Origin of the sequence: Roseburia rectibacter, assembly GCF_014287515.2 — a bacterium.
Taxonomy (GTDB): Bacteria; Bacillota; Clostridia; order Lachnospirales; family Lachnospiraceae; genus Roseburia; species Roseburia rectibacter.
The window spans coordinates 3,514,430-3,527,931 of record NZ_CP092473.1; the positions used below are offsets into that span (position 1 = coordinate 3,514,430).

Genomic DNA, 13,502 nt, shown 5'->3' on the forward strand with positions numbered 1-13,502 from the left:
TCATGTCACCTCCCTTAAAATCTAAATTCTTCAATATCTTTTGATGTAATTCTCAAAGAAGTCCCACTTATATGAATACCTACATCTTGAACATATTTCATAAATTCATCACTTTCCAAAATTTCTTTGGCATCTTCTAATTTATAAGTTTTATTATCGGCTTTTGGCACAATATACATTCCCGCATATGGTATACATTTTTTCTTTAATATATAAACTGCTACTCTTTCAGTAATAACTGTAGAAATCAATAACTTTCGTTTATTCAATCCTGCTAATGCCTGGGAACGACCATATTCAAACCACAAAGCATTCTTGTCGCTTTCTCTCTCATCCAGCTGTTCTCTAAAATCATTTAAGTAGTTAACTGTACCAGGAAAAAGTGATAAAAATTGTTGTGCTGAATATCTAATTAATTTTCCATTTTTATAATCATATGGAAAAATAATTTTTTCTTTCTTTTTATATCGTAATGAACGAGGTGTTGCAGTCTCTCTAACAACTTCCTTTTCTATATTTTTCCCATTACAACAATAAAATTCATTCATTTCTTGATAATTTTCTTCTTTTAATACATAAGCTTCGTTTAACAAAGTTGCAACCACATGTGCAACTTGAAAAAAATCTCCAAAGCGTCTTGTTCCAGGTACATTATTTTTTGTAAAAAACCATTTATTAGTTAAGTTTTCAATTTTGATACACATTTCTTCTTCATTTGCCATATCATAATAAATCATTTCATTATGGATTATACATTTATCAATAACAATTATTGCCGATTTCACTAATGCATCATCAAACATTTTATCTTGTGTATAATCATATATTTCGTATAAGTATGGCTTAATATAAGAACGAAGTTTTTCTCCGAATACTGTTTTAAATATGCTACTTGGAATTAAATATGACATTTTCCCCTTATTACTCAAACAATGTACACTTTTTTCAATAAATGCATAACAGTAGTCAAATTTTCCTTTTTCACATGTTATAAAATTATTTCTTACATAACTTCTATTTTCCTCATCCAATTCTTGATATGTTATATAAGGTGGATTACCTACAATAAAATCAAATTTTCTATCCGGTTCCCATTTTAAGTAATCCTCATTCACTATATTCCACTGAACATCACTTATTCCTTTCTCATTTACTATTTCATTTAAATTTGCAATACATTTTTTATGTTGTTCAGGGTCAATCTCTACTCCACATATGCATCTTGATAATCCATTACTTATCTCTTTATTTGATAATCCATGTGCTCTTGCATCATTTATATATCGTTCAACAATTACAACTAAAATATTTCCATCTCCACATGAATTTTCTAAAATATTTTTATCATATATGTTTTTATTATAATCTATGCAATCTAATAATTTTTTTACATACCCATTAGGAGTAAATACCTGGCATTTCTTGTTCATTACAATCTTGTCACTTTCTCTTTTTTACTTAAATCAAAATAGTATTTCTGCTTAAGCAACATAACACATAATTACTAATCAAACAGCTACTATTACAAATATACTTCAATAACCAATTCCATAACTTTTTCAGCCAGCAGCTCCAAGTTATCCCCTTCAGCCATAGATACTATATCTTCTTTATCCTCAAAACACTTCCTGAGAATATCTATAATTACCTTTTCATCCTGAAGTTCCTTTTCCGACAACTCTTTTATCTTTTTCTCTATTTCAATAGATGCATCTGCAATCTGATTGCATCTTTCATAAGAGTTACCTATATCCTCTGCTACCATATTGCCATAGTTTTCTTTTTCGTATGGATTAAATCCATAAAAAGCTTTGCTTGCAACCGGGCAGATAGCATCATAGATAATCTTTGCTCCCAGTTCTCTTTTTATCTGTCTAGGATATATCAATTTACCTCGGTCTGCTTTCATCTCAAGTTTTTCCTCAGCCATTTTACTAGCGTTTGTAATACGCATAAGATATGCCAGCATTCGATTAGCAAAATTTTGCTCTGATATTTTCTGTCTACCTATATCTGGTATATATTGATTAATCTCATACTCACTAATTGTCTGATTATCAAGATACAGTTGATACATCTTTGATGCACATAATTTTACAACTGCTATATTTTCCAATCTTTTATTTCCAACATGATTTAGAATTTCCATCTGTACCCAACCATACTGCTTATCTCCAACTTCATCAGGACAGAAAAACATATTTTGCACATATCTGTATCCCTGTTTCATAATAAAATCATCAAATGCTAATTGATATAAATATTGCTTTGTGACATCACCCACACCCGGTTGTCCACTAATGATAGCTTTATCTCCATGTATTTGATAATCTATACAATAATATTTTGCATCATATATTCCAAAGCAATAATCTTTTTTCTGTTCATCAACAGGATATATGCATACCAAATCAGGTTTTAATGTTTCCACCTTTGGATCTTCTGCATCCGGGAACTCTGTTTTTCTCCATCTTGGTGATTTAATCACTTTTCTTAATGTTTTATCTTTATATTCAGCTTTATTCCATTCCGGATTACTTAATGGGAGATCTACTATTTTCTTATCTAGAACACTTCCAAAATTATCAGCACATACTTTTTCCCAAACCAAGTTAAAACTATTAGTTCCATATAAACTATAGCTCACATCATTTTTGTCTGTTTTCTCGTTAGCAATATATGTATATATTGTTTTTAGAAGATTCTGTTTCCTTGTAATATATTGAGTTTGTATCTCAGACTGCAACCGATATAATATATAACTCACATCGCCAAAATCAGACAGTTCTTCTTGTGTCAGCTCAACTTCTGTCAATTCAAACAATTCTAAAAGTCCTGCATATGATAATTCTCTGCTACATTGTGTAAGAACACATTCATGTAGCCGTCGAAAATAATCATAGTCATTGTCAATCGTATTCTTAGTCTGTAATTCCACATAATATGGTTTGTTATTCTGTATAATTGCAAATGTTTCATTTATAGTCTTATCCCATAAAATCTCACCTTCTCCATTTGTTTCAATTATATCTTTCTGATTTGTGTACAAACCATCAGTATAATATGTCTCTAACAAATGAATAGATACAGCTAATCTATTAAAAATCTTACTATCATCTTCTCCATTAAATAGATAAATCAATTGTTCTGATGCATTGTATTTTTTTATAACCTTTAAAGCCTGCTTCAGATTCTCAAATAGATGTTCTGTTGATTTGATATATTTAGGATAGCATTTAAAAACTTGTCCCTCGATTACAACAACTCCAACATAATCAAATATATATTCTATATCGCTTGAACTGTCTACCACATCAGTCAAGACAATATCTTCATTTGATAAATCATCAAAATCTGGCTTATTCTTTTTTACAGCTTTAACTACCCCATATTTTTTAAGAATCCCGACAATGCGTCTGGTTTCTTCCATATTTATATTAATCAAATTGTCTGTTATTTCCTGTAAAGAATAATGCTTTCTCTCACGAAAGAAACCCTTCGTCATTGTCTCTCATCCCCTTTTTATATATTTTCCCAATCTTCAATTCCAAATATGCCTTCGCCATCTTGCTCAAAGGCTTTACATATTTCTGAAAAAATCATCTTTCCATTCTTTTTATGATGACCTATAAATATGTTCTCCGGACGCATCTTCATAACATCTTCAAACAAATACATGATTACTTTACTTTCAAATGCTTTTATATAATTGTTCTCTTTTTGATGCATATCTTTAAGAGCTTCGTTATCTTTCTCAGTCCGAGAAGCTTCATCTTTTGCTTCTAATTCGTCTATTTGCTCTTTATTATCCTTTATCTCGTCTAACATATTTTTAGATATAAAAAATGGTCCTAAAAGCTTGTCTTCATTAACCTTACACTTTTCAGATGTCAAAATATTATTTATCCTTGTTCTTAAACTATCCCAACCAATATAATGATCCGCTTTATTGTCCTTAAAACACATTGGTATGACATAATCTTTTATTGCTGCAACCTGCTCATCATCATTGACACTTAAATATTCGAATTCCCATCTACGCTTAAATGCTGTGTCCATTGGAAAGACGCCCTGATCTGCACTGTTCATTGTTGCCCATATGTACATATTTGATGGAATACACATATACATACATTTCTTTATATCATCATCCGAAAATTCATCAAAGCTTTTTATAGATTCATTTCCAATACTATCTTTCTTCTTAAAGCATTTAAGTTCTTTTATTAAATACTTTTTTATATCCTCAGTTGTTGCAACTGGATACTCACTTATTCCATTCTTTCTATCTAACAACTGAAAAACATCCCCAAAAACTGATGCAACATTCGCTCTATTAATTTCCTCAATTAGAAGCAAAAAGTTATCATTTGGATTATTAAGTGCTTGCACATATATCCTCATAAAAGGTCCTGGAACATATTCATAGACAATATCCGCTGACTTTTCATCCTGAACTGGCTTATATGTTCCAACAAACTGTGCATATGAATAGTTTGGATGAAATGTTACTCTTTCAAAATTATTTTCAAACAATCTACTATCATTCTCTAGTTTATGGCTTTTTCCGGTTCCAGGTGCACCAAAAATAATTCTATTATATAAAAAATGTAAACATGTTTTTTGTTCACCATTTTGAATCAAATCAATATCAGGCACATTTCCTACATTACCTCTCATTTCATGTAAAACTTCTCTGTTAGCAATGTAAATTCCTAATTTGTCTGCCTCAAAAACCACTTCTTTATACTCCGAGCTTTGATCTGCATATATACCATAACATCTAGCCTTTTTTAAATTCTGACATTTAACTCTATAGCTTTTCTGTCCATTTCCAATAACCTCCTCTGGAAATGCTATATACAATGATTTATCTATATCTTCATTTTGGTTATACGAGTATCTTGCTATTATAACCTTATTCTTAAGATTCTCATAATATAAATTACCCTGGCAGCGTAATTTAATAGAATTAATATGATTTTTCAAATTACTTGAAATAATTTTTTCTTTTCCTTTTTTATTATTCTCTCTTGTATCATTTGATATTGTCAAAAAAGCCACATTAATTTCTTGAGTATCTTCATAAAAATTACGCTTGAGATTATCATCCATATCGGGGATACTTGACCAATTATCCTTTGGTTTCAATATTATCTTATAATAAGGACCATCAGATTTTTCAAAGCTTGATGGTAATATGTCATAAAAACGTTCTGCATATCCAAATAATTTTTTCAATTCATTTAGATTAGTGTTTGATTTACTTGTTTGCTTCCACACTAAATTACAATCATAATCAACCTGCCAACGTTTTCCATCATCAACATTTTTTTGTTCATCACTCACTAAAATATTCCTCCTTTATTTTTTTTGCGACAATTTCTGCCATTAATGATGGCACCGCATTCCCAATTTGCCTCCACTGTTGCTTAAAATCCCCCATCAATTTATACTGATCCGGAAATGTCTGAATCCTTTTTGCTTCCTCTATTCGTAAAAATCTATTGCGCCAATGAAAAGGACCTTGATTATTAGAAAAACTTGCTTGTAATGTCCAGGATGGTCTATCTGGACTTAACTTTAATAAAAATGTCCAATATCTTGATTTCCATTTAAATTTAGGATCGTTACATCCTCTCTTTTCTGTATAATACAAATAATTATCTCCTGGTGGAATATTAACAAACAAATCATAATCTTTAGATCCAGGTCTCTGCAATTTTTCTTCTTCTGTTATATTGTCAAACTCTCCTATAACATCTTTGCATGTTACCCATGGCAATGTACCTTTAACTTTTGCATTCTCGGAATGTGTTTCAAAAGGAAAATCAAACTTCTCACCAACATCATTTCTTATGCCGACACATATAAATCTTTTTCTTGTTTGTGGTATTCCGTAATTTGCACAATTAACTACTTTGTATGTTATATTGTACCCTAATTCATAACTTCTTTCTTTCAAAAAATCAAATGCTTCCGTATGTGTCTTAAATGTGAATCCATCTACATTTTCAAAGAAAAACACTCGCGGTTTTATTTCTTCAATAGCTCTAAAATATTCAGGAACCGCAAATCCTGCTTTTTCATCATTGAGTCCATCCGCTTTGCCCACCAAATAATGACGAGTTTGACTATATGGCGGACAAGGAGGACCTCCAATAACACAATCAATCTCTCCATACTTGTTAACAACTTCATCAAAATTTATCTTTCTTACATCATTACAAATAACTTCGTCTGCCATATTATTAGCTTTAAGTGTATTGCATGCAATATCCCATACATCAGTCGCAAAAACTGTATGAAATCCTGCTTTTTTAAATCCTATGTCAAGTCCTCCTGCACCAGAAAATAAACTTACAACTTTTGGTTTTCTCATTATATCCACCTACATAATTCCTCGATAATTTTCTTTGCCAATAATGGCGGAACTGCATTTCCTATCTGTTTTCTTGCAGATCTTTCACTGCCATAGAAAACATAATCATCTGGAAATGTTTGTATTGCAGCACATTCCCGTATAGATAATCGTCTATTATTCCAATGGAATGGACCTTCCCAATGTCCAGGACTAGCTATAATTGTCCAAGATGGATGTAAGGGATGTAGTTTTAATAAAGAACTCCAATAACGCTTACCTGCAATAAATACCGGATTAGGATAACCTGCTTTTTCCGATAACGCAATATAGTTCTTTCCTGGTGGAATACAAGTTAACTCATGATTCCATTTTCCTGTTGTATCAACTTGCTCATCACAATAGTATAACTCATCATCAAATTTTCCAATCCAATCAATTACCCTTTCATATGGTAGAAGTTTCGGATTATTTTTTATAGCCTTATCATCTCCATGAGTCTGTACAATACTAGCCTTTATCTTCTTTTTTGTAGCAATAAAAAAAACTCTTTTCCTTTTTTGCGGTATTCCATAGTCTGCTGCATTTGTCTTTAGCATAGAAAAATTATAGCCAAGCTTTTCCATATTATTTACTATTACATCAACGGCCGGTCGATTCGATGGATGAAGTATACTCTCAACATTTTCTAATACAAATCCATCTGGCATTATTTCGGAAATCAATCTAAAATATGGTTCTATCATATTTCTAGGATCATCGTTCGCTTTCCTATTTTCGTTTTTTACCCAATAACCCGCTTTAGAAAACGGCTGACATGGCGGTCCCCCTACAATAAGCAGCTTACTAGGATTATTCTTTTTTATAATATTGATATAATCTTTTCCATTAACATTATTTATATTTTCACAAAAATGTTCACTATGTGAAAAAAATGGATTTTTTCTAAGGGAATTTACACTATCCTCATAAAAATCTAAACTGGACAGCACTTTAACCCCTGCTAATTGAGTTCCAATATCTAAACCGCCGCAACCCGAGAAAAAGCTAATTGCCTGTATGTCAGAATTAATAAACAAATCCATCTTATCGTTACAAGTATATCCTTTATGCTGATATGGAATTAACACATTTCCCTTATCATCAAGATCAAATTCACTAATAAACTCTTCTAATTGATGTTCTGTTATATTCTTTAATTCCGTTCTTTTAAGTATATATACCATATTATCTTTTGTTATCATGCTATTCTCCAAATTCCACGTTTAATATTTATTATCTTGCCCTCTTTTTTCAGCTCAGTCCTGATCCATCTCATTCTGTAGTTATATGCCGTTCCTAATCCATTTTCATCTTCTGATAACAAATATTCTTCTGATAAATTCAAGTGTTTTGCTACTTGATCATTAATATATTCTGTTGTACATTCTGAGTTATTTTCTTTTAAAACATCTATAGTTGCTATTTTTAATTCCTTCTTAGTTGGAATATACATTCTTTATCCTCCATAACTTACCAATTCTACAATGCACTCTTCCCGCTTTTTACCCATTCATCGATCTCAGAAAATTTAAATTTCCAAAGTCTACCTATCTTATGAGCCGGTATATCTGTTTTTTTAATCCAATTTCTTATAGTATCTTTCGTTACACCTAGATATTCTGCGGTTTCTTCTAAATTAGACCATTTTTCATTAGTCTCAGACATATTCTCCCTCCGATTCTAAAATGTATAAAATAACAAAGTAATTATATCACGAACAGTTGTTTCCCTCAACTGATATTTCACTGTTTAAATATGATTTATTAGTATTTAATATATCTTTAATGTTCAATTATACATCTATTCTTAATTTAATATTGAGACAGAGGAATTACCTTCCTCTGCCCCTATTCCACATCTTATCTTCTGCTTTATCTTTACCAGCATCTCTACCAACACTCTCATCATAAATTCTCTGGAATTCCTCATACATTTCGTCTCCATCCAGCTTTATCCCCAGCCTTTTCATTACATCCGAGAACAACCATATGCTTCCACTAACATCAGCAATATCAAATCCGAATATATCAGCCTTAACAGAATCACTAATATTCTCATAACCACCAAGTTCTGATATCCTCCTGACAATCCAGCCAGCTTTGTCCACAGACACTTTTTCTTCAGATTCCATAAATTCACTTTTACCTGTTACATCAGTAATATCTTCATCCATTCTTGCCGTATTTACATCAGACACATTACGAATATCTGGCATTACAGACGTATCGTTCTGATTATTGTCTGGATTCATTACATCAACATTCGTCCTCGGCTCAACAGCCACATCTTTCTCAAACACAGCCTCATCTTCCATCCCCGGTATCTCAACATCCCTGTCTGCAACGATTTCTTCTTTCCCTGTCACCGCATAATAAGCCGTATACAAATCTTCTTTTATAATGTCATCAACAAGCTGTATCTGCCTCTTAATTTTCCTTTTCTCCTGCTTCAGTTCGTCCAGTTCTTCCTGCACTTCCACATGCCATATCTGATATTCCCGATACTGCTCTTCATTCTTTATACTGCGTTTCCGACTAGAGCTTTCTCTGTATATCTCATGCTGTCTGTCCTCAATCTGCTGAATCTGTTCTTCCTGCTCATTTATGAAATCCACAAGATCCACAACACTTTTGATGTCATTATTTACAATCAGCAGATATTCGTCCTGTAACTGATGAAACCGCTTCAAATCCTCTGTATACTTTGCTCCGCCGACTACAAAGCGCTTCTGCTCTACAATCCTTAACCTGTACAGCTTTGCATAAAACTTCTTCTGGAATGATGACAGCTTCGCCATGTGCAATCCTCTGATATCCAACGAATAAAAGTAAGGCTTTGCCATCCAGGGCATATCCACATGATGCCTTAACGTCTCCTCTGAAAACATTTCGTCTAGCTTTGCCAGTTTATGATAATATCGAAATCCCGGTGCCTGCACTTCCATCCACGCGTCTTTCTTGAATACATATCCAAGCCGTTTCATCAGATATTTAAAATGCTCCACATTCCCGGCTGCATATGCACACATCTTGGCATCCCTGAGAATTATCTCTTTCATGGACATTTCCTTTTCCCACTTGTCCCTGCTGATATTCTTTGGATTCTTGCTGTACTCTGCCGGCATTATGAAAAGTCCAAGTTCATCACAATATTTATTTGTGATAGGCTGGAGATGATTCTTCCAGTTGCTTTTCGGTGAATTGTATTTCTTGCCGGTTGTCATGCTGACACTGTTCCAGATAAGATGTCCAGGCATATGCTCTCTGTCTGTGTGGACTGCATACACAGCCTCATAATCATCACCAAGCACATCCTTCGCAAAGTGCTCCAGGACGTACATTGCCTGTTCTACAGTTACTTTTTCTTCCGGCGAAAACGATATAATCACATGATAGCCTTGTCTTTTACCTGTCTTATGAAATATATTCTTTGTCTCCTTCATCTGCTCAAATGCCGTATCCGGCAGGCAGTTAATACCGCCCACCAGTACACATTCTTCTGTCTTATCCGGATTTTGGATATATTCCAAAGCATTCTTTAGGTGTGATGCTGGATTTCTACCTTCTGACTCTTTTATATTTAAGATCTTTGTAATCGCCATACTTCCAGCACCTCCCCGAATGTTTTCTTTACATCATCCAGACTGTTCTGCAATTTATCAATATCGCTGTAATACAATCTTCCCTGTGAATTGCCAAGCTTTACCGCCTGATTAATATTATTTGCAATACCTGCAATAACACGAATTATTTTTGCCCTGTCCTCTGGATAACTTGTATCAATGTTTCCTCCTGTCCGAATTAATTCTCTTATATAGGCACTTGCTGTCATTCCTGTTCGCTTAAGTGCCGCTTTCAGAATATCCATATCTTTCTCTGACAACTTCACCGATATCTTATAATCTTTCCTGTCAGACTTGTATCTTCTCTTTCCATCTGCCATACGTTTTTCCCCTTTCGTAATTTCCAAATTCTGTATCAAACCAATCTCTTTTTATCTGTACCATTGCTTTTTTCATCCTTTCTAAAAGTTCTGCTTATAGGTTTTGCAAGATGCGGAAAAGGTCGGACCTTTTCCCGAAAAAATATAAACGCCATCAGCGTTTACATAATTTTTCGTCTTGGCAGGAGCACCTGCACCCTGTATATAATATGTGGTGGTTAATATTCCACCACAATTACTTATATGGTGGTTGAAGTTCCACCTGATTTAAAAGTGGTGGCACTTTTTGCCATCACTTTGCTTGTTTGGTGGCATTTTCCGCCACCACTTTTCCATTTTGATGGCACTTTCCGCCACCATGACTTTTTTCTCGCTTATCTGAGTGGTGGCGCTTTTTGCCGTCACTTTACTGTTTTGGTGGCACTTTTTGCCCCCACTTTTGCATTTTGACGGCACTTTTTGCCTCCACACTTTTTCGGCTCTGATTTGTGCGGGGGCGCTTTCTGCCCCCACTTTGTGGTTTTGGGGGCGCTTTCTGCCCCCATTTGCACGTTTTGGGGGCGCTTTTTGCCCCCACTCGCTGGATTCACCAATTCAGTTGTCTCTTTCACCATTACATCTGCATCCAACATCACATTTTCTGCTATCTCAGCACCATCTTCCGACAATTCATTTGTTTCAGGCGGTATATCCACTTCATCCTGTTCACTTATCACAGAATCCCCAACTGCCGCTTCATAATCCATTTCTTCTGCAACCTTGCTTCGGTTACGCTGTGGCTCATAATCCGGATTGTAATAATCTTCGTAACCATAGATTTTCTGTTCAAAGTACTTCCTTGGACATTTGCCCCGCATGGTGAAATAACCTTTTGCCTCAAGCTCTGCATTATATTCCTTTATAATCGCATATGCCTTTGTCATCCCGATACCAAGCATCTGGCTTATCTCACCTGCATCTATGAATGCTTCCTTTATACCCTTCATGCAGCTCCTCCTTTCATAAATTGTTATTTTAAATACGTGTTTTTACAAAACAGCTATCCTATTCTTCATTTAATCCGTATTTCTAATTCGTGTTTATTTTAATATCCTTTTCAAAATTTGTCAATAGAACTTTTTATAATTACGCATTTGCAATTCGTTTTTATTTATGATAAAGTAATCGTACAATCATAAACAAGTCACTTACTGATACGTATTTCATTTAATATCAACCTAATACGTATCTTTACAACGGACTATTTTATATAAAGGAAGGTGAACAGAATGGCTTACTCTGATTCGATTAAACTTACTATGTCCTCTTCAGAAGAAATCGGAAAGGCAATACAGAAGCAGCGCAGAGCACAAAAGATCACGCAAAAGGAGTTTGCACAGCGTCTGGGAAAATCAGAACGTACTATCCAGAAATATGAATCTGGTGAAATACTGTTAAAGATAGATGTTTTAAAACAGATTGCTAATGAATTAAACGTTCCATTGCAGGAGCTTTTATTTGCAAAAGATACTAATACTCCAAAAGATAATACGACCGCTGAATATCCGGCATATGAATTCCACACTATGTCAGATGTAATCAATGCTCTCTTTGCCATAACTGAACTTACTGATTTTTCATTTGAGCTGACCAACACCAAACCTCCTGAAAATCCTGAATGGACTGCCGGGATCAAGGTTAATGGCAAAGGCAATGGAAAATATGATGCAGACTTCTGTCTCTTTATGGAAAACTGGATAGCAAAGAAGAATATGCTTCAGACAGGAAAAATTTCAAAAGAAAAGTTTGATTCATGGAAATCAGATATGTTGGCATATTATAAGGATTCCAGACTGGGTAATGAAGCCGATTAAAAAACTGAATAATTGCAGACTTACACCTTTAGTAAAGAAAAAGCTCCGGCACACTCCTTCTCGCAAAAGGAATAACCGAAGCTATGTAAGTGATTGACCCGAAGGCTTTATAATCACCCTGAACAAGTAGATTATATCATAGCCTTTTGATGATTGCACAACAATTTTACAAAAAGGAGATGATATTTATGCCAGCTTACAAAGATGAAAAAACTGGTAAATGGTTCGCCAAGTTCTATTATACGAACTGGCAGGGAATCAAAAAACAGAAGTGGAAAAGAGGCTTTGCCACCAAAAAGGAAGCCTTAGGATTTGAAAGGGATTTTCTGGAAAAGCAGTCTGCCAATCCTGACATGACATTTCAAAACCTTTATGAAATTTATATGGAGGATATGGCTGCAAGACTTAAGCAGTCAACTCTTCTGACAAAAAAGGCAGTACTACAGACGCATATTCTTCCATTCTTCGGTAGCAAGCCGATAAATGAAATCAAAGCCTCTGATGTACGAAGATGGCAGGCGAAGCTTATGAGTTCGCCGAATAATTACTCCCAGACCTATCTGAAAAAGATTAACACGGAACTTAACAGCATCATCAATTACGCCAAGCGTTTCTATGACCTTAACACCAATCCCTGCGGCAAGGCAGGCACCATTGGAAAAGCAAAGGCTGAGGAAATGGATTACTGGACTTACGATGAATATATTGCTTTCCGTGAGGGTGTAAAAGACAAGTCGCTATCGTATATATGCTTTGAAGTCCTGTACTGGACTGGTATGCGAGAAGGTGAACTGCTTGCTCTATCACCTGCTGATATTGACCTTGATAACAAGACAATATCCATCAACAGAACATATCAGCGGATAGAAGGAAAAGATGTATTTACATCACCTAAGACAAGAAAAAGTAAGCGAAAGATTCCGATTCCGGATTTTCTCTGCCAGGAGCTATCAGACTATATCCAGTCAAGGTATATGCTTGACGCAGATGAAAGGCTGTTCCCGATAACAAAATCATATCTCTCACACGAGTTGATAAGAGGTTGCAAAAACACAGGTGTAAAGAAGATACGAATCCACGATATCAGGCATTCGCACGCCAGCTTACTTATTAATCAGGGCTGTGATGCGCTGATGTTAGCAGACCGGCTCGGACACGAGAAAGTATCCACAACACTTAACACATACTCTCATCTGTTTCCACATAAACAGCAGGAGCTTGTGCATAGTCTGGAATCATTGCAGGCGACAGATTCGCCAACACCTGAACCACCATCTGATAACCCTCTGCTTGAAGCAGCAGGT

Annotated in this window: 11 protein-coding genes and 1 pseudogene; 2 read left to right on the plus strand and 10 right to left on the minus strand. The window is 34.5% G+C overall.

Going from position 1 to position 13,502, the window contains the following annotated elements:
* Positions 1-14: 14 nt before the first annotated feature.
* From H8S51_RS16055 to H8S51_RS16100, 10 genes are all read right to left on the minus strand, one after another.
* Complete coding sequence (locus H8S51_RS16055) at positions 15-1,430, minus strand: Eco57I restriction-modification methylase domain-containing protein (RefSeq protein ID WP_186900235.1); 1,416 nt, start codon at positions 1,428-1,430, stop codon at positions 15-17.
* 92 nt (positions 1,431-1,522) lie between these two features.
* Complete coding sequence (locus H8S51_RS16060; protein WP_186900236.1) at positions 1,523-3,505, minus strand: LlaJI family restriction endonuclease; 1,983 nt, start codon at positions 3,503-3,505, stop codon at positions 1,523-1,525.
* A 17-nt stretch (positions 3,506-3,522) separates the two neighbouring features.
* Positions 3,523-5,349 carry an AAA family ATPase gene (locus H8S51_RS16065; protein ID WP_186900237.1) on the minus strand — a complete coding sequence of 609 codons (1,827 nt, stop codon included), beginning with the start codon at positions 5,347-5,349 and terminating at the stop codon, positions 3,523-3,525.
* The gene (locus H8S51_RS16070) at positions 5,342-6,382 is read right to left on the minus strand and encodes a DNA cytosine methyltransferase (RefSeq protein WP_186900238.1); all 1,041 of its coding nucleotides are present in this window, start codon (positions 6,380-6,382) and stop codon (positions 5,342-5,344) included. Before H8S51_RS16070 ends, H8S51_RS16065 begins: the two co-directional genes overlap by 8 nt.
* Entirely contained in the window at positions 6,382-7,605 is a 1,224-nt protein-coding gene (locus H8S51_RS16075) for a DNA cytosine methyltransferase (RefSeq protein ID WP_241070776.1), read from the minus strand. The genes H8S51_RS16070 and H8S51_RS16075 overlap by 1 nt, the downstream gene beginning before the upstream one ends.
* The gene (locus H8S51_RS16080) at positions 7,602-7,856 is read right to left on the minus strand and encodes a winged helix-turn-helix domain-containing protein (protein WP_186900239.1); all 255 of its coding nucleotides are present in this window, start codon (positions 7,854-7,856) and stop codon (positions 7,602-7,604) included. The genes H8S51_RS16075 and H8S51_RS16080 overlap by 4 nt, the downstream gene beginning before the upstream one ends.
* 26 nt (positions 7,857-7,882) lie before the next feature.
* Positions 7,883-8,068 carry a helix-turn-helix domain-containing protein gene (locus tag H8S51_RS16085; protein ID WP_117570061.1) on the minus strand — a complete coding sequence of 62 codons (186 nt, stop codon included), beginning with the start codon at positions 8,066-8,068 and terminating at the stop codon, positions 7,883-7,885.
* Between the two features lie 166 nt (positions 8,069-8,234).
* The gene (locus tag H8S51_RS16090; RefSeq protein WP_186900240.1) at positions 8,235-10,004 is read right to left on the minus strand and encodes a relaxase/mobilization nuclease domain-containing protein; all 1,770 of its coding nucleotides are present in this window, start codon (positions 10,002-10,004) and stop codon (positions 8,235-8,237) included.
* The gene (locus tag H8S51_RS16095) at positions 9,983-10,384 is read right to left on the minus strand and encodes a plasmid mobilization protein (protein ID WP_241070777.1); all 402 of its coding nucleotides are present in this window, start codon (positions 10,382-10,384) and stop codon (positions 9,983-9,985) included. Before H8S51_RS16095 ends, H8S51_RS16090 begins: the two co-directional genes overlap by 22 nt.
* Positions 10,385-10,746: 362 nt before the next feature.
* Entirely contained in the window at positions 10,747-11,331 is a 585-nt protein-coding gene (locus tag H8S51_RS16100; RefSeq protein WP_241070778.1) for a hypothetical protein, read from the minus strand.
* Positions 11,332-11,613: 282 nt separating this feature from the next.
* On the opposite strand from H8S51_RS16100, the gene H8S51_RS16105 reads away from it, so the two are divergent.
* Positions 11,614-12,198, plus strand: coding sequence for a helix-turn-helix domain-containing protein (locus H8S51_RS16105; protein ID WP_186900241.1), 585 nt, complete (start codon positions 11,614-11,616; stop codon positions 12,196-12,198).
* Positions 12,199-12,386: 188 nt separating this feature from the next.
* Positions 12,387-13,433: pseudogene (locus H8S51_RS16110) on the plus strand (site-specific integrase); the annotation flags it as partial.
* Positions 13,434-13,502 lie beyond the last annotated feature (69 nt).